Below are 18675 nucleotides of genomic sequence, written 5' to 3'. Positions count from 1 at the left end.
TATCATTTTTGAACAAATTATTTTTCCTCATTATTTGAGAAAATTAGTTATTCATGGAAACAAAAAAGAGGCTCAAATATGAGTCTCTTTTCAAATAATATTTTTCTGATTAACTGATTAATTTTCTTTAACTGTCTCTTTAGCTTGTTCTTGCTCATAAGCTTGATATTCTTTAACCGGCATTTCTTTACCAGTAAATAACTTATAAGCTGCAGCTCCTTGCCACAACAACATCCCTTTACCGGGTGCAGTAATACAGCCTAAGGATTCAGCGTCTTTAATCAATTTAGTCTTGAGTGGGTTATAAACAGTATCCGCAACCACTAAATCTGAACGCAAAAACTTTTTATCAACTAAAGACTTGCCATCCATTGGTTTCATCCCAACGACTGTGGCATTGGCTAAAATATCAGCTTGAGAAATTTTTTCTTGTAACTTAGCCTGCTCATCGAGTGGATAAACATTAACTTTGACTTTTGGCGTAGCTTTTTCAATCTTTTCTTTAGTATTGACAGCATTTTGATAAAATTCATCCTGACGACTAAAAATGGCGATTTCTTTAGCGCCATTTAGAGCACATTGAACTTCAATCGCTGTGGCAGCACCACCGGAGCCAATGATAACTAGTTTTTTGCTGGCAATATCGACGCCCTTTTCCTTAAGATTGCGAACAAACCCAATCCCATCAGTGATGTGACCTGTCAATTTTCCATTGTCATTAACGATAACATTGATAGCGCCAATAATTTTAGCAGCTGGCGAAAGGTCATCGACTAAACTTGCAGCAATCGTTTTGCAAGGCATCGTGACATTGCTTCCGCGAACTTTTAATAGCTTTAGGGCATCGATTGCTTGTGGCATCTGATCCTTTTTCACGTCAAAGGCTAAATAGGCATAATCTAAACCTTGTTTTTGGAAGCTAAAATTAAACATTGCTGGTGAACCTGAATGCCCAACTGGTGAACCCAAGAGCGTGAATAAACCGGTCGTTCCGGAAATACGTTTTTCCATAGTGAAACCTCCTCTAAAAACTAATTTTTACTTTTTAGCTGGTTGATGGTGATCAATAGCATATTGACGACGGCCACCTGGCTTTGGAATCATATCAGAAATCATCATGTGAATTCCGCCATCGACCATGATTTCACTGCCGTTAGTGTAATCGGAACGGTCACTAGCCATAAATAAGACAGTATTAGAAATATCGTTTAGATTACCGATTCTCTTGCTGGCAACCAAGCGTTTTCTGCCATCTTCTACCTTAGGATCACTGTAGAAGTTCTCTGACAAAGGTGTCTTAACCAAACATGGAAGAACGCAGTTGCTACGAAGTCCGAACTGTCCCCATTCAGCGGCCATTTGTTTGGACATCATATTTACCGCTGCCTTTGTCGTGCTATAGGCACCACTGTAGGTTTCGGGTGAAAGTGAAGCGGCAGTCGAGATATGGATTAAGGTACCGTGCTTTTGTTTAATCATGACTTTGCCAAATCTTTGCGACATCAAGAAATAACCGGTAATATTAACGTTCAAAGCTTGTTTCCATTCGTCTAAACGTAAGTCTTCCAAAGGTGAAAATCTTAAGATGGCGGCGGTGTTGACCAAGACATCGACTTTGCCAAATTTGGCAACTACCTGTTTAACGGCATCATCAACTTGAGCTTCATTTGTTGTGTCACATTGGATTGCCAAAGTTTCCACATTATATTTTTCTGAAATTTCTTTAGCTAAGGCGTCAGTTTTATCCTTTAACAAATCGACTAAAACGATATTAGCTCCTTGTTGTGCAAAATCGTTAGAAAACTTTGTTCCCATTCCACCGACAGCACCGGTAATAACAACAACTTTTCCATTTAAACCTAACCATGTATCACTCATCTTTATGCCTCCACTTTTTTATTTTCTTGTAAAATTTCAGGCCATGCTTCTTTTAAAACTTTGACCGTATTTTTGTACGTATAATCGGCTACATAATCGATTCCTTTAGCCATATAGTTATCAGAAATCACTTCAACGCCAATGACTTTAGGGTCGACTCCGGCATCTTTAATCATTTTGACGAATCCAACTGTATCCAAATCGCCAGTTCCCGGAGCTAATCTGTCATGCATTGATTCATCCCGCAAAATCGACTGGGCATAAGGTCTTTTATAAGCGTCATCCAATTGAATGGAGATAACTCGTTTAGCTTGCTCTTTGGTCAACTTATCGTAAGGTTGGTTAGCTCTGACCCAGTGCCACATGTCTAAAAGCATGTAAACATTGTCACAATCAGCTTTTTGAATGATAGCCCAAGTCTTGTCTAAATCAGTCAAACCACTGTATGGCATTGGCTCTAAAGCAATAATCAATTTGCCAGCTCTCTTAGCTAATCCTTGAAGCTTTTTAGCTGTATATTCAACTGAATAATTTTCCATCAAACCAGTATTGATATGCTTGACGCCGAACAATTCGCACATGTGAAAGCACATTTGTTCTTTATATTTTTGTTCATATGAACGTGGCTCTTCACACCACTGCACGATGTATTCCACTTCAGTACATCTCAAATTATATTTAGCCAACATATCTAGAATATCTTGGTCAGTTAGTCCTTCATTTAAAGCATCGACGTAAGTTTCAGCTCGTAAACCGATGCCGTCGTAACCCGCAGCACTGGCCGCTTTGCAGCGCTCTTCAAAACTGCACTTATCGCCCAAAGTCCACGAACTCACCGTGATTGGATGTGTCTTTGTCATCATTAATTCCTCCAAAATTCTGGATTATTAATATGCATGTTTTTTAATTCACATATTACTTACAACTCCAATGTAATCGTCTTCTAAAACAGCGTCCAATTACTCTTTGTCACAACCATTCATAGCTAAAAGTTATCGGTTCTGTTATATTTGATTTAAAGAGGTAATCGTTATGAATTTAGATCATTTACGTTATTTTGTAGCCCTCTCACGGACGGAAAATTATACCCAAACGGCTAAAATGTTACACATCACGCAACCTAGTTTGACCAAGGCGATTCATTCGTTGGAAAAGGAACTAGACTTATTGTTGTTTCAAAAAAATGGCCGTCGCGTCGCTTTAACTCCAGCCGGAAAACTCTTTGCCAACAGCGTTTCAGCTTCTTTGATTTCACTGGATAAAAGTATTGCCGAAGCTAAAAGTTTCCACAAGAAAAAAGCCATCATCCGCCTAGCATCTTTACGAACGCTAAGCGTCAAATGGCTTCCAAATATTGCTCAACAATTTTTGAAATCAACGGACAATCATGCCGTCGACTTCCAATTTAATACTGGAACCGGATTGTCCCCCGATATTTTGAATGACTTACGAGCTAAAAAATACGACGTCGCCTTTTGTTCAAAATTAGACGACTATCCCGATTTAGACTTCTTCCCCATTGCTGAACAGACCATGGTCTGCATCACCCCAATCGACCATGCCCTAGCCAATAAATCAAGCGTCAGTCTGATGGAGACCTTGAATTACCCACAAATTACCTTTTCTAAAAGCAGTGGCTTGCATCCCATCATGAATAAACTTTTTAACGACGTCGGAGGACAACCTATCAGCGCTTATTCAGTCGAAGAAGACCAAACTATTGCTGGCTTAGTTGCCAATGGCTTCGGAATCGCCATCGTCCCCAATATGTCAATTCTACAAACCTTGCCGGTTAAAATAATTCCTATTTCTTTTCCCAACTGGCAGCGTATCCTTTATATGGCGACTTTGAAGCAAGAAACACAACCTGATGTGATGAGATTTGTGAACTTTGTTAAATCACAGAGTAAAGAACTTTCGGTAAATAATATTTAGACTAAAACCCGTGGTAATTAAAAATTTGATTACCACGGGTTTTGATTTATATATATATCATTAATTATTTAATAAAATAAAATCATTGCATTAAAAAACATTTGATTTCTTTTTACTACGTGCTATAATTTCTTTTGTAAGCGCTTGTAAGTGTTTATAAGTGACTTAAATTAATTAAAAAACATAAGGATTGTTACCCAAAACTCTTTGGGGCATTACCTTTATCTATTAATCATATTAGGTAAAGTGTGTGCCTTGAAGAGTTTTTTTGTCGTGGAGGAAAAAATGTTTGGATTAAAAAGTAAAAAAAAGCAACTTTTTGAAGTAGTTTCACCAATTAGTGGTGAATGTATACCAATTGATGAGGTTAATGACGAAGTATTTTCAAAAAAAATGGTAGGCGACGGTTTTGCAGTAAAGCCAGATGATTCTTCAAATATTGTAGTATCTCCAGTTTCTGGAAAGATTGTTGCATTGCCTGACAGTAAACATGCCATTGGTATCCAATCAGATATAAACGATATTAATATCCTAGTTCACATTGGACTTAATACAGTAAATTTGCATGGTAAAGGCTTTTCATCAAAGGTCAAGTTAAATCAATCTGTAAAAATCGGACAACCAATTATGGAAATAAATCGAAAAATTCTAAAACAAGCTAATGTTGATATGACCACAATGGTTGTTTTTACAGATGGGTATAATGGTTCCATTGAACTAGGAAGCAAAAAGAACCATTCTATAAAATCTGGACAGCCAGTTTTAAAACAAGCTTAGATTTTATTAATTGAGAGGAAGTGAGGTAATTGAAAGTAGTTAAAAAGATTAACAATAATGTTGCTGTTTGTATTGATAGTAATGGAGAGGAAGTCGTTGCTTTTGGAAACGGAATAGGTTTTGGAAAGATACCATATGAAGTTAAAGATCTTAATAAAATATCAATGACATTTTACAAATTGGATTTTCAATATTATCAACTTTTAAAGGAAATCCCCTCAGATATTTTTGATTTAAGTGAAGATATTTTAAAAGAAGCTGAAAGGGTAATTAATAAACCACTAAATCCTAATATTTTATTTAGTTTGGCTGATCACATCAATTTTGCAATAACAAGACTCAAAAAATATAAAAGCGCACAATTGCCATTTTCATATGATATTGAACATTTATATCCAAAAGAAACTAAAGTGGGCTATTATGCCGTTAATCTAATAAAAAAGAGATTGAACATTAACATGCCAATCTCAGAAGTTACAGCGATTGCCTTACATTTTCTCAATTCTCAATCACCAACTATCAAAAGTGAAAGAAGAAAAAATATTGATGAATTGATAGATTATTCTACAAAAATTCTAGAACAAGAATTTGATATTGACATAAACCGAAAAGAATTTATTTACAACCGTTTTATTATGCATCTTCGTTATTACATCCAACGGGTTAAAAACAATAATCAACTAACTGAACAAAATAATAAAGAACTATTTAATACTATTAAGGAACATGAGCCAAATATTTATTTAGGTGCTAAACGTATTGCAAATTATATTGATAAAGAACTTAAGACTAGTAGTAACGATGATGAACTATTTTACTTAATGATTTATGTCAAAAGAATAGTTAATAAAAAAGATACGTCAGTGAAAGGATGAAATAGTATGTCAAAAAAAGACGAAAAATATAAAAATTTAGCTAATAAAATACTAGATGAAATTGGTGGAAAAGCCAATATTTCATCAGTAACACACTGTATGACTAGATTGCGCTTTAATCTAAAAGATGAAAGTATTCCCAATGATGATAATATTAAAAGCATTAATGGAGTCTTGGGAGTCAATCGTTCTGGTGGTCAATATCAAATTGTTATTGGTCAAACTGTACCCATAGTTTATGATGCATTGATTGCCATTAGTGGATTAACAAAAAATGCTCCCATTGATGAAAATCTGGATAAAGATTTGACCAAAAAAGAACCATTCTCATGGAAAAAACTTGGGTCAGCTATTTTAAACAAGTTAGCTGGAAGTTTAACTCCTTTGATTCCAATACTTGTTGGAGCTTCCATGTTCAAAATGTTTGTAGCAATTTTTGGACCAACAATGTTAAATTGGCTTTCTACAAGTAGTGATACTTATAAGCTATTTACATTAGTCGGAGATGCAGGATTTTATTTCTTCCCAATTTTCTTGGGATATACAGCTTCAAAACAATTTCATACAAGTCCCATGATTTCAATGCTTTTAGGTGCTATTTTACTGGATCCTAATCTAACTAGCATTGTAAAAGCTGGAAAGGCCTTCAGTGTTTATGGTATTCCTATGAAATTGGTCAGTTACAGTAGTACTGTAATTCCAATAATTCTTGCAGTTTGGGTTATGTCTTATATTGAACCACTAGTCAAAAAAATTGTACCAGATTCCTTATCAGTCGTTTTAACTCCAACAGTCACACTATTAGTAATGCTTCCTATCACATTAACTGTTGTTGGACCTGCTGGTGCTTTCTTAGGACAATACGTTTCAGATGGTATTCTAGCATTCAGTAAATCAGGCGGTATCTGGAGTATCCTAGGTATTGCAATTATTGGTGCCCTTTGGGAACTATTAGTAATGACTGGAATGCACTTGATTTTAATTTCAACTATGATGATGATTTTTGCGACAGCTGGTCATGAAAACTTTATTAGTATCGGTGGATTAGTCGCAAGTATGTCAGTTGCTGGTATGTGTATTGGCACTGCTTTGGCTCTACACAACAGAGATGAAAAAGTTCTCGCTTGGGGATATTTTGTTGCATGCTTTATTGGTGGTGTTACCGAACCAGCTCTTTATGGTTTAGCTATTAGATACAAGCGTCCATTTATCGGAATGATGCTTGGTGGATTTGCAGGTGGATTATATGCTGGTATCGTTCACCTAGATGCTTATTCTCTTGTACCTGTTGCTAATTTTCTCGGCTTAAGTGCATGTATTGGTGGAACAACCGCCAACTTCATAAATGCAATTATTTCCGCTGGAATTACTATTGTGGTTGCTGCAATTGCAACTTATATAATTGGTGTTGAACCTAAAACTGGAAACAGTAAAGAATCAAGTAAAAATCTAAAATTAGTCGAGGCATAATTAAATATGAAAAAAATGATATTACGTGCTGATGATTTGGGATATTCAAAAGCTATCAATCTCGGTATTTCTGAATCTGTTCACAACGGTTTAATAAATAACGTTGGTGTTATGGTAAACATGCCTGAAACAGAAAACGGCTTAAATCTATTAAAAGACACAGATGTTTGTCTAGGACTACATACAGTCATCTGTACTGGTAAACCATTAAGTGACCCTAAATTGATTCCAAGCATCACAAATTTTGATGGAACTTTCGTTCATTCAAAGGTTTATAGATCCGTGAATAAAGATTTTGTAAATTTAGATGAAGTAGTTATGGAAATAGAAGCCCAATATCAAAAATTTGTTCAATTAGTTGGTCGCGATCCAGATTATTTTGAAGGCCATGCGGTTGTTAGTGATAATTTCATTAAGGGATTAAAAATAGTCGCTAAACGTCATAATCTTAATTTCTTAGATTTTGCCCTTGGCCCTGATTCTGATTCAGTCCCCTTCAAAAATATCAGGCTATATAGTTATATGGATAGTATGAATGATAATTACGACCCTTACGATACGTTAAGACGTGCTGCCTTGGCAGAACATGAAGATGGATATTCTATGATGGTCTGTCATCCAGGTTATCTAGATAATGATATTCTTACACATTCAAGTTTAACTATTCCTCGTACTCAAGAAGTCGCTATGCTGACAAATCCTCAAACAAGAAAATGGATAGATCAAAATGATATATCATTAATCAAATACTCAGATATTAAATAATTCCTCTCTTCAAATGATAAGTGTATATATACTTATCATTTGAAGAGTTTTTTTTTACAAAAAAGTCCCATAACCATTGATTAAGATTATGGGACCTGCTATAAATTTTATCTGATTAAATCATTCTTACCTTCATAATCGATGTAATTAAAAACATCCTCCCGACTAAAGATAGGTGAATCATTCATTGAAGCTTGTGCTAAAACGGAATTAGCAATCGCAAATTCCAAGGTATCGTCAAAATCCCACTTTTCAATCAATCCGGTTAGGATTCCACTGGCAAAGGCATCTCCGCTTCCGATTCGATCGAGGATATTCAATTCTTTAGCAGCTGAATGGTAGATTTTATTATCGTGGAACAAGAAACCGGCAAAATACTTCTTGCCTTCGACAAAACTGCGGTTGCTGCCGGCAAAAAAGTTGATTTGATAATCTTGGCAGAATTTACGATATAACTTAGTTTCGTCTTTTTCTTGATAATCCAATAAATCGGTTAAATCTCTTTTACTTCCAAAAATTATATCGATAAATGGTAGAATTTTTTGATAGCGTTTCTTCATCATTAAATGGGTATTGCCCTTATTCAATTGATTGCGATAATTGAAATCAAAACAGACGGCTTTGCCACGTTCGTGCGCCATTTCAGCTAATTTAAAAGCTGCTTCTCTGGTTTGATCCGTTAAACTCAACGAGATTCCACAAATATGGACGATATCTACTCCCGAAAGAGCTTTTTCAAAGTCATAATCTGAAGCTTTCATCTGACTAAAGGAACTAGCTAAACGATCTTGATAGGTCACCCTTTGTGGTCTTGCTCCCTGGCCTAATTCGACGAAGAAGCTACTGATGCTGTTGCCTTGATAAATAACTTTTTTATCGGAGATACCTAATTTTCTAATATCCGCACTGGCTTTTTTCCCGATGGGATTATTTGGTAATACTGTCAAAATCGAAGTGTCATAACCAAAGTGAGCTAAGCTACTCAATAAATTGACGCCAGTTCCGACTGTCGATAAGTGGAGGTCATCGGTTTGTTCAAGCAGCATTTTATCGGCAACTGTAAAACGAAGCAATACTTCACCAAAAGCTAAAATATTCATCCTTGAACCTCTTAAAATTTCTTGATAATTTCGTAGAGTTTAGCAACGTCTTCAGGTTTAGTATCTCCAGTTGCTTTGTCGATAATTGAGCTATAAACGTGAGGGATAATCCTTTTAACACCAGCATCGACGGCGATTTGAACAATTTCTTCAAAGTTCTCTAAATCAATTCCACCGGTTGGCTCCAAGTCAAAATCATTTTCAGCACAAGCTTTAACTACCGCTTTGAATTCTTCTTCATGAGTTAAACCTTTCATAGGAAAGAACTTGATGGAAGATCCGCCCATATCTTTTAATAAGGCGATAACTGTCTCAATTGGAACTTTGGTTGGTTCTTCTTGGCTGCTGAGTGGACCAGTGGCTAAATTGACAAGACCAACTTCTCCAGTAGGTGAAACTAGACCATTGATGATAGTTTCATTCTGTCCTAAAGCTTCTCGACTAGCTCCAACTCCAGTAAACACTTGATTGACGTGTTGTGGTTGAATAGCTTTAGCTACTCGAGTAACCATACCACTTTGCTTAGGGTCGCCTGCCCCGAGTCCAACAGATACAGCATTGTCGATTTCAGCTTGATACTTCTTCATATCCTCAATGGCCGCTTCGTCACTAGGATAATTCTTCGTCAAAACTCCCAAAACGACATGACCTTGTGCAGCCTCGTAACAGTCCTTGGCATTTTGCACTGAATTAGCCAAGACATTCAAACAAATTCCGTTCTCTAAATAATTTGGTCGTAAACTCATCTTAATTTCCTCCAACGATTTCTTTTAATCTTGCAACGATTTGGTCCATTTCGCTTTGGTCGACCGCTCTAATATCGAATTCGATGAATCCTTGGTTGACGCGATATTCACGGGCATAAATGGCAGTTTTGCCATTTCGTAATTGGTCACAAATTTGCTCAGCGGATAACTTGCCAACAGGCTTCACCTCTGCTCGATAGATTTGACGGCCAGCGGCATCTTGAATCACCTTGACTTCAAAGTCAGGAATCTTCTTTAATTCAGCAACAAATGGTTCGAGTCGCTCAATCATCGAGTCGCCAGTTTCTGGTCCATCTTGCAGGTACTTCGTGATAGCGGCTGTTAATCCGATAATATTTTCCTTACCAATTTTCATAGCTCGACCCATACCATGACCTTGCAGTCGAGCCCACTTGATATAGTTGCTCTTGCCAAAAATCACCCCTGAAGCTGGTCCCTCTAAAGCTTTAGCACCACTATAAATTACGACATCAGCCCCGATTTTCAGATACTTTGTTAAATCTTCTTCAGCAGCTGCATCTAAAACTAAAGGTAGGTCGTGACTATGTGCGACTTCAATTGCTTGTGGTATCGAGAGCATACTCTTTTGAACCGTATGGTGGCTCTTGATATAAAGGATGGCAGCCGTTTGGTCAGTGATTTGCATCTCCAAATGTTCTGGTTTACACATATTGGCGTAGCCGGCGGGAACCATTTTGGCTCCGGCTAGTTGCAACATCACGTCAACCGGTGCTCCGTAATCGACATCGTGACCCATTGGTAAAATCACTTCTCGTTTGGTAATGCGACTGGTGTACGGATGGTAGAGATGATACTCGCTGCCTTGTCCAATGATTCCAGCAATTGTTTGTGCGATTCCTGCTGAAGCAGAATTGACGACTAAGGCGTCTTCGCTGCCGACTAAATCGGCTAAATATTTACCCGTTTGTATCAAGAGATCTGACATTTCAAAGAAGTTTTGGTCGCCCAATTTTTGAGCTGCTACTACTTCATCAGGCACTTTGGAAACACCGAGAATCGTCATCTTGCCGTCAGCATTGATGACGTGTTTTAAATTGTACTTTTCATAAAGATCCATGCTTTTCTCCTAACGAATAAATTTTGCCGCCAATAATGCTATACAATGGTCGAATTATTGTATCGGTCTCTTTTGTATAACCATCGGAATCGGTCAACTTTTTTTTGCCATCTTCAACATTGAAAATCGTTACGTCCGCATCAAGTCCTTCAATCAAGCGACCTTTAGTTTTCAAGCCAAAATTCGTAGCCGGTACGCTTGTTATCATTGGTATAATTTCGGTCAAACTAAAACCTAGATAGAGCATCTTTTCGATACAAGTGGCCATGTTATAAACTGGACCTTCTTCACGATTTTTATGGTAGATATCAGTACTGAGGCTTTGGGGATAAAGGTGATTTTCTTTAGCAACTTCAGCTGTGTGGAAATTGAAGCTATCAGTGCCATGGCCAATATCGAAGATGATGCCTTTTTCAACTGCCTTAAAGACGAATTCTTTAATCTTGCCATCAGCATTCAAAATGCCATTTTTCTTACCATTAAAGCAGTGCGTTAAAATATCGCCTTTTTCTAGTAAATCCAAAATCCCTTCAAGTTCAGGTGGATTGGATCCAACATGAACCATCAAGGGCAGTTTTGGCAGTTTAGCTTGAATTTGCTTTGCCAAAATCATCGGCTTGATTCCGTTATCCACCACGACCGACTTACTGATACGTGCTTTCATCCCAATGATGAAGTCCGGATATTTAAAAACAGCTCCTGCAAAAGGTTCCAGTTGAATCTTGTTCAAATCGCCTAATTCGTTTTGTGCCAAAATTCCGGTTTTAGCAATATTGAGCATGGCATAAACATTCGTTTTTTTCTTGCGTGCAAGTCGATAAAAGTCACCTACATTGTCTGATCCAGTCGAACCTGCATCGATTAATGTCGTGACGCCCGTTTGATAGCCTACCTTATCAGGGTCGTCATAATAAAGCGACAATTTTTCATAACAGTGAACATGGTCATCAATCCAACCCGGACTGATATAAGATTTGTTGTGCAGGTTGATTTCTAAGTCTGCATCGACATTTCGCAATTGGGAAGCAATTTCTTTGATTTTGCCATCTTCCAAAAGGACTTCAAGTGGCTGTCCATCAATATTCTTACCATTTCGAATATATAAACTTCCCAAAAGATCACCTCCTAAAGCGGAATTTTGCCCAAGGACCAAGGTAGTCGAGCAAGAATAATTCCTCAGGTGCAATCGAAGCAACTTTGTTCTTTCGAGGGTCGGTGTGATCTTCCAAAACGACCTGTAACTCATTCTTATACTTACCAAAATTATTATTACCAATGACGATGTCGCCACGCTTGAAATCATGGGTACCCAAACTAACTGAATTGTTGCTATCCTTATACTTCTTACGAACTTCCGTCGATCTGATGACTAAGTCAGTGATGTCGCCACGTCTAACATGTTGATTATCGAGTAAGATTTCTCGTTCAACTTGCGTGATGTCATCAGCTAAATCAACTTTGAAAACTAATTGGTAGCGGTCGAGTTCACCCAATTTTCTGAGTTCAGCTTCTGAAGCATAAGCGTTGCCGATAATTACGCAATCGATCAGACCGGTGCTGAAAAGATGCTTAGCTTGAATCTCAACTGGTAAATCCCGGTGCATCTCTAAGGTTGGCAAGCCATCATTGATGTCCCAAGGTCCAATCGTCCCAGTTTGCGAAGTGATAAAGGCTGCTGTTTCAATCCCATGTTTTTTAAAGCGTGTCGATGAACTGATAAAGAAATCAAGTGGCAAACCAGTCCCTCGTTGAGGATAAAAATTATGGCAACCATAAATGAAAGGTTTGTTAGCGGCGTAGCTCAAAATATTGTCCAAATAGGCAACGTCATTACTCATGTTCAATTCAATATTGAGGTGTTGCGGATTGTAAGAAATCAAAGCTTCTTTTTGTCCATCGAATCCTTGATCCAATCTGATAGCATCGGCACCTAATTCCGAGAAGAAATCTAAATCATCATATGAGATTCCTAATTGGTTGAAGATGTTAGGTGCAATATCCAAGGTCGTTGAAAAGCCGAGATCTTTAGCAAATTTAATCAATTCGCTAAATTTTTTGGCAACTTTTTCTTTGCCTTCAGAAACTTCCAACATACTCATAAAAATACGGGTAAAACCGTAGCGATTGGCCAGCACTAAATATTTTTTGTCTTCATTTAAATCGCTGTGGTCGGGATAAAGTGAAATACCTAAAGTCCTCTTGGTCATATTCTTTTACCTCTTTCCCATTTCTGGAATTCCTTCATGTAGTAATCTGAAATTACGATTGACAGATAGATTGTGCTTAAAATTACGAAAATAACAGCGAAGCGTAAGAAGAAACTAATTGTCGCAAAGCCTAATATGATGAGTGATGAGAATAAAATCAGTTTTCCGGCGGCTAATTTTTTCAAAAACTTCGGTACGAGGCCTTTTTGAACGAGGACTTCGCAGATTAGAAAATAAATTGCAAGTAATAGAAAAATCATCGTCTCACCTCATTATTCTTTTTCTAGTTGTTGTTTTTCGAAGACTTTGAAGAATGGATAGTAGATTGCCAAATCGATGATGAAGTTGACGAAGACTAGAATCATTGCGGGGATGCTCCAGTTCGTGCTGAGGTATGCGGCTAGTGGACTAGGCATTGTGAATGGCAACCGCGCCATCATCATCGGTACGACTCCGGTAACTGTCATGACATAGGACAAGGTTCCGGTCACTAATGGTGCGACGATGAACGGAATGCTCAAAATTGGGTTCATCACGATTGGTGCACCGAAGATGACTGGCTCGTTGATGTTGAAGAGTCCTGGTAGGATTGCTAATTTACCAAGATCCTTTAAGTAAGCCGACTTTGAGAAGAGGAACAAGACAACCAAGGCTAACGTACCACCGGCACCACCAATCCAGAGGAACCACTGTAAGAACTGTTCTGTAAAGATTGTTGAAAGGTGGTTAGCGCTAGTACCTGATGCGAATTCACTCATATTTTGGGCAATCGACATTTCCCAAAATGGTCTGGTAATTGGTGCCATAATGGCAGCACCGTGAATACCTAAAGTCCAAAATCCAGTAATCAAGAAGATAGTTAACAGACCACCGAAGAGACTGTTTCCAACTAAAACTCCTTTTAGTGGCATTAAAATCATACTCAAGAAGTTAGTTAGATTGAAGTTCAAGACGTAACGGATAAACCAGAAGAACAACAAGATAAAGGCAGCTGGAATCAAAGCCACGAACGAATTGGAAACTTCTGGTGGTACTCCATCCGGCATCTTGATAGTGATATTTCTTTCTTTAAAGAAACGATAAATCTCAACTGTCAAAAGGCCTGTAACAATTGAAGCAAATAATGACGAGGCACTTAAATTGGCAATATTGATATAACGACCAGCCTCAAGAACTCCTTTAACGTTTTTTTCAACGTTAATTGGCGTTGCAGCAGAAATCATAAATGCTAAGACAGCTAAAATACCATTAGTTAATTTATCTAATTTATAACTATCGGCCAGTGACGAGGCAATTCCAAAGGTCGCATATAAAGCTAAAATTCCGACAGTGTAGCGGAATGGAATATCCAAAATTTCCTTGTAAGGCAGTAGCCAGCCGGCAACCGTTTTGTTAGGAATATTATTGATAATCGTAAAAAAAGAACCCACGATCGTCAGTGGCAGCGTTGAAATAATTCCTTTCCGAATCGCCATCATATGCCGTTGCGCTCCCATTTTATTGGCAACGGGAAGTATTTTGACGTTTAAAAAATTAACAAAGTTATCCATGTAGTACCCTCCTTTTTTTTCGGAATCATCATAACATTATAATGTTATGATGTAAACGCTTAAATAAAGATTAATTAAATATCATATTCAATTTTGTATGGCATTTTATTACTGTCATAGATAGACTCAGTATACTCAATTAAATTTCCTTTATTATCAAAACCACGACGGATGCGTTTCAAAGCTAGAGCATCTTTCTTATTTAAAATCTTCTTTTCATCATCATCTAGTTGAATAGCACTGAATTCATCGCTAAAATGACTGATTTCTTGACCGTTATCCTTTAAAAACTTGTATAACGATTGATGATTGAGATTTTTAACTTGCGATGTCCCCTCAATTTTTGGCAATAAATGGTTCACGATAATAAAGGGTTCATCATCTAGTGAATAGAGGCGTTTAACAAACACGACTCGAGGACTAGTGAATTCATCTTTTAAAGGCGTTTGTTCAGTCGGTAAAATCTTTGAAGAGAGAATCTCCTTTGTCAACTTGCCCTGTTCGTTGACGATAGCTGAATAAGACTTAGCTTTCGAGAGTTTGTTGAAGAGATTATCGCTGATAACTCGAGTACCGATGCCGCTTTTCTTTCTCAAATAGCCGTCAGCAACTAATTGTTCCACTGCCTTACGAACAGTGATTTTACTGACGTCATACTTTTGTTCCAAATCATTTTCAGTTGGAATCAAACTATCAACTGGATAAGCTCCAGAGAGAATATTCTTCTTAATATCAGCTGCAACCTTTTGATACAAAATTTCTACGACCATAGACACGCTTCTCCAAATATCAATTTTATTTATATATATTATCGCATTACTTATTCTAACAAAATTAGTAGTTTATGAAAGCGAATAACAATTTTATTTTTCACGGCAAAATAAAAAACGCCCTGTTATCAGGACGCTAGCTTAGTAAAATTTGATTAAAATGATTCACGAATAAAAGCCACTTCGCTTAAACTACTTCGTAAATTATCATCATCCAAAGTATTCAAAAGATTGATGAATTGAGAATAATTATAATTTTTAGCTGTAAAACTGTCATAGAGCTTTTGTTTCAAATCAAATTCAATTTTGGCACGTTGAATTCGAAAGCGCATTTCTGAAAAAATCTGCTCTGGATTATCTTTATAAATAACCTTTTGAATAGTTCTCTTTTCAGGCACGATGTGTTCAGGATCTTCAACGACAATTGACAATTTTTGTTCTTGATCATCCCAAGTAAATTTAGTTCTTGCAATCTTCTTTCCTTGATGCTCAAATAATTCAAACTTGCCATTGGCTCCAGAAAAAATCTCCACTTCTAACTTTTCCGGTAAATCATTGATATTAGCCATTGAATCAGGATTAGTAACAATAATAGCTCCCTTTTTAACGAAAACTGGCATCTTATCAATATCGCGATAATTTTTGATGACCGTAGCCCCGTTATAAGGTAAATGCGTAAAGTAGTCGATCCACTTTCCTTCTGGCAGCCATGTCGTTGCATGGGACATTTGAGTAGTCTTGTCATGAGGTTGCGTGATGGGTGAAACCAGCATTTGCGCACCGAAGAAATATTCATTTTTAATTGCATAGGCATTATCGTTTTTGGGAAAGTCATAATAGAGCGGCTTGACGATGGGGATGCCTGCAACATGTGTCTGATAATTGGCAGAATCTAGATAAGGCACTAACTTAGTCCGCAAACGTAAGAATTTTTCTTGAGATTTTTCGTAATCTAAGCGGTAATTCCATGGTTCTTTACCTGAAAATAGATTATTTGAAGAATGCAAGCGATTGATGGGACTGAAAACGCCCAATTGTAACCATCTAGTGGCTAATTCGCCATCGAAACTGCCATGCATATGACCTCCGATGTCATGACTCCACCAAGTGTAACCAATATTTGCCGCTGTAATTGTAAATTGAGGTTGGAAATTTAAGGATTTCCAAGAAATCACCGTATCGCCAGAAAATCCTAATGGATAACGATGTGAACCAGGTCCGGCGTACCGGCTCAAAATCAGTCCATTGCCGTTAGTTCTGCGATTGTTATCCTGATAGTGGTAATGATTCAACAACCAGAGCGGATCCATCTTGTTTTCTGATTTAGCCAAGCCTTGTTGCCAATCAATCCACCAAAAGTCAACGCCTTGATGTTCCAATTGATGATGTATATCTTCAAAATAAGCTTTTCTAAATTTAGGATTTTCTAAATCAAAGGAAATTGGCTCACCCTTTTTAGGATCCATCCCCATCGTTGCGCAAGCTTTTTGATAATTATCTTCAAAGGCTCTGATACCAGCAGCCGGGTGAACGTTCAAGGTAACTTTTTCACCATTTTCATGAAGCCACTTGAGTAATTTTTCCGGTTCTGGAAATAGTTCTTTGTTCCATGAATAACCAGTCCAACCAGAACCGTATTTTTGAGGAATATCGAACTTATGCCAATCCATATCGAGGACGCAAACATTAATTGGAACATCTTTTTGAGCAAATTTTTCCATTAATTCCTGATAGCTAGTTTGCGTATATTGATAAAAACGGCTCCACCAATTTCCTAAAGCATATCTAGGCAATAATGGCGTTGGTCCTGTCAGTTGATAAAAGTCGCTTAAAGATTTTTGATAGTCTCTGCCATAACAAAACAGATAACCATCGACTGTTTCAGATTCTCTTTTTGTAAATGAGTCAGTCTTTGTTTGATAAATAAAGGATTTCGAATCATCCAAATAACTGTAGCCGTCTTTTGACATGATACCTTTGCCTAAGTCAGTTGCTCCATCGATTTTGTCCAAAGTTCTAATCGTGCCACCTAAGTTTTGGCGATGGCTATCGTTGTCAGCTCCAAAGTACCAACGATTCCCATAAGTTGCATGACCTTTTTTCAAATCGATATAAAGAGATTCAGAATTAAGGCGACCACCATCGTAGTATAAGTGAAACGAGTCTGTCTCGATTTCAATCTCATGTTGGTTGTTATCACGTAAAACTTGAACCTTAGGACTGGCAAAATCTCGATTAACCACTGTCTGGGTAGGTCGATTCTCAAATTGACCACTCATGTCTTCTTCAATTCTCAATAACGAGTCCGTTATAACGGTAAAGCGACAAGTTCTTCCAGCAACTGCTTTCATCAAATCCACTCCAATTTCAACATATTATCCATCTAACTAATTTTTCTTGCAGCAAAAATCGGTTGTTTTTAAAATTATATCTTTAGAATACCACCTCTACTAAATAACTGTAAAAAAGCTTAGAATAGTCTTTGTAAGCGCAATCTTAATTATTGACTTCTCACAGGCAACATTCAATAATAAAATTGTTAATCAAATATTGGAGGTATTTTTATGAAACAACGTTATATTGGTGAAACTAATTGGCAAGCATCAGCAGTTGCGTTAGGAATCATGAGGATGAACAAATTGAATCCTGACCAAGCTGCTAAAGCTATCGACACTGCTTATAACAGTGGCATTAATTATATTGATTCAGCTGATATTTATGGCAATGGCGATTCAGAAAAAATCTTCGGTCAAGCTCTTAAAAAGAGCAGCGTCGACCGTGACGATCTCTTTATTCAATCTAAGGGTGGCATCGTTTCCGGCGAGAGATATGACTTTTCAAAACAACATATCATCGATGCTGTCGATGGTTCTTTGAAACGTTTAGGAATTGATTATCTCGACTCCTTCTTGTTGCACCGTCCCGATCCATTGATGGAACCTGAAGAAGTGGCTGAAGCTTTTGATGAATTGCAAAGAACTGGCAAAGTTCGTCACTTCGGTGTTTCAAACTTTAATCCTCAACAATATTTACTCGTTCAAGAAGCTGTTGACCAAAGACTGATTATCAATCAATTGCAATTTAGCATCATGCACACCGGTATGATTGACTTTGGACTGCATACCAACATGACCGATACTCGCTCGATCAACCATGATGGTGGCATCCTTGAATTTTCCAGACGTCTTGGCGTAACTATTCAAGCTTGGTCACCATTCCAATATGGTAACTTTGCTGGAACCTTCATCGACAACGATAAATTCCCTAAGTTAAATGATGAATTACAAAAATTAGCTGATAAATATAACGCCAGCAAGAATGCGATTGCGACTGCTTGGATTTTGAGACATCCTGCTAATATTCAAGTAATTATTGGAACAATGAATCCTGAACATATTTCTGACAGTGCTCAAGGTGGAGACATCGACCTTACGAAACAAGAATGGTACGACGTTTACTTCGCTGCTGGAAACGACTTACCTTAAAATACGATTTTTATAATA

The 18675-nt window shown here is 37.4% G+C and carries 17 protein-coding genes; 6 read left to right on the top strand and 11 right to left on the bottom strand.

From position 1 onward, the window contains the following. Window positions 1–117: 117 nt before the first annotated feature. The 3 genes from FHL06_RS03780 to FHL06_RS03770 are packed head-to-tail and all read right to left on the bottom strand — an operon-like array spanning window position 118 to window position 2738. The gene (locus tag FHL06_RS03780) at window positions 118–1011 is read right to left on the bottom strand and encodes a shikimate dehydrogenase (RefSeq protein WP_153384914.1); all 894 of its coding nucleotides are present in this window, start codon (window positions 1009–1011) and stop codon (window positions 118–120) included. A gap of 27 nt (window positions 1012–1038) precedes the next feature. Beyond that, window positions 1039–1878, bottom strand: a complete 840-nt coding sequence (locus FHL06_RS03775; RefSeq protein WP_153384913.1) for an SDR family NAD(P)-dependent oxidoreductase — start codon at window positions 1876–1878, stop codon at window positions 1039–1041. 2 nt (window positions 1879–1880) lie between these two features. Then, window positions 1881–2738, bottom strand: a complete 858-nt coding sequence (locus FHL06_RS03770) for a sugar phosphate isomerase/epimerase family protein (RefSeq protein WP_153384912.1) — start codon at window positions 2736–2738, stop codon at window positions 1881–1883. A 172-nt stretch (window positions 2739–2910) separates the two neighbouring features. Between FHL06_RS03770 and FHL06_RS03765 the strand changes: the two genes are divergently transcribed. The 5 genes from FHL06_RS03765 (at window position 2911) to FHL06_RS03745 (ending at window position 7700) form a co-directional block, all read left to right on the top strand. Beyond that, window positions 2911–3813: a LysR family transcriptional regulator gene (locus FHL06_RS03765; protein WP_153384911.1), complete on the top strand. Its 903-nt coding sequence runs from the start codon at window positions 2911–2913 to the stop codon at window positions 3811–3813. 285 nt (window positions 3814–4098) lie between these two features. After that, window positions 4099–4590, top strand: a complete 492-nt coding sequence (locus FHL06_RS03760) for a PTS sugar transporter subunit IIA (protein ID WP_153384910.1) — start codon at window positions 4099–4101, stop codon at window positions 4588–4590. Window positions 4591–4619: 29 nt separating this feature from the next. Beyond that, window positions 4620–5465 carry a PRD domain-containing protein gene (locus tag FHL06_RS03755; RefSeq protein WP_153384909.1) on the top strand — a complete coding sequence of 282 codons (846 nt, stop codon included), beginning with the start codon at window positions 4620–4622 and terminating at the stop codon, window positions 5463–5465. 6 nt (window positions 5466–5471) lie between these two features. Next, complete coding sequence (locus FHL06_RS03750; RefSeq protein ID WP_153384908.1) at window positions 5472–6935, top strand: PTS transporter subunit EIIC; 1464 nt, start codon at window positions 5472–5474, stop codon at window positions 6933–6935. A gap of 6 nt (window positions 6936–6941) precedes the next feature. Next, on the top strand, window positions 6942–7700 hold the full coding sequence (locus tag FHL06_RS03745) for a ChbG/HpnK family deacetylase (RefSeq protein WP_153384907.1): 759 nt from the start codon (window positions 6942–6944) through the stop codon (window positions 7698–7700). Window positions 7701–7807: 107 nt separating this feature from the next. Here FHL06_RS03745 and FHL06_RS03740 read toward each other — a convergent pair whose 3' ends face one another. The 8 genes from FHL06_RS03740 to FHL06_RS03705 all read right to left on the bottom strand — a co-directional run bounded on the left by FHL06_RS03740 (window position 7808) and on the right by FHL06_RS03705 (window position 17526). After that, window positions 7808–8800 carry a sugar kinase gene (locus FHL06_RS03740; protein ID WP_153384906.1) on the bottom strand — a complete coding sequence of 331 codons (993 nt, stop codon included), beginning with the start codon at window positions 8798–8800 and terminating at the stop codon, window positions 7808–7810. A gap of 11 nt (window positions 8801–8811) precedes the next feature. Continuing rightward, complete coding sequence (gene dagF, locus FHL06_RS03735) at window positions 8812–9546, bottom strand: 2-dehydro-3-deoxy-phosphogluconate aldolase (RefSeq protein ID WP_153384905.1); 735 nt, start codon at window positions 9544–9546, stop codon at window positions 8812–8814. A gap of 1 nt (window position 9547) precedes the next feature. Then, window positions 9548–10645 carry a DgaE family pyridoxal phosphate-dependent ammonia lyase gene (locus FHL06_RS03730; protein WP_153384904.1) on the bottom strand — a complete coding sequence of 366 codons (1098 nt, stop codon included), beginning with the start codon at window positions 10643–10645 and terminating at the stop codon, window positions 9548–9550. Next, the gene (locus tag FHL06_RS03725; RefSeq protein ID WP_153384903.1) at window positions 10632–11759 is read right to left on the bottom strand and encodes an amidohydrolase/deacetylase family metallohydrolase; all 1128 of its coding nucleotides are present in this window, start codon (window positions 11757–11759) and stop codon (window positions 10632–10634) included. The genes FHL06_RS03730 and FHL06_RS03725 overlap by 14 nt, the downstream gene beginning before the upstream one ends. Before the next feature lie 4 nt (window positions 11760–11763). Further along, window positions 11764–12852 carry a DUF871 domain-containing protein gene (locus FHL06_RS03720; RefSeq protein WP_153384902.1) on the bottom strand — a complete coding sequence of 363 codons (1089 nt, stop codon included), beginning with the start codon at window positions 12850–12852 and terminating at the stop codon, window positions 11764–11766. Between the two features lie 272 nt (window positions 12853–13124). Next, entirely contained in the window at window positions 13125–14402 is a 1278-nt protein-coding gene (locus FHL06_RS03715) for a PTS sugar transporter subunit IIC (protein ID WP_153384901.1), read from the bottom strand. Between the two features lie 74 nt (window positions 14403–14476). Continuing rightward, entirely contained in the window at window positions 14477–15172 is a 696-nt protein-coding gene (locus tag FHL06_RS03710) for a GntR family transcriptional regulator (protein ID WP_153384900.1), read from the bottom strand. Between the two features lie 155 nt (window positions 15173–15327). After that, on the bottom strand, window positions 15328–17526 hold the full coding sequence (locus FHL06_RS03705; RefSeq protein WP_420360959.1) for a glycoside hydrolase family 31 protein: 2199 nt from the start codon (window positions 17524–17526) through the stop codon (window positions 15328–15330). Window positions 17527–17736: 210 nt separating this feature from the next. On the opposite strand from FHL06_RS03705, the gene FHL06_RS03700 reads away from it, so the two are divergent. Further along, window positions 17737–18657: an aldo/keto reductase gene (locus FHL06_RS03700; protein ID WP_153384898.1), complete on the top strand. Its 921-nt coding sequence runs from the start codon at window positions 17737–17739 to the stop codon at window positions 18655–18657. Window positions 18658–18675: the final 18 nt, after the last annotated feature.

This window comes from Companilactobacillus halodurans (genome assembly GCF_009600985.1).
Lineage (GTDB): Bacteria > Bacillota > Bacilli > Lactobacillales > Lactobacillaceae > Companilactobacillus > Companilactobacillus halodurans.
The sequence above is the reverse complement of the archived record's forward strand: the minus strand, read 5'-3'. Positions and strand labels throughout refer to the sequence as shown.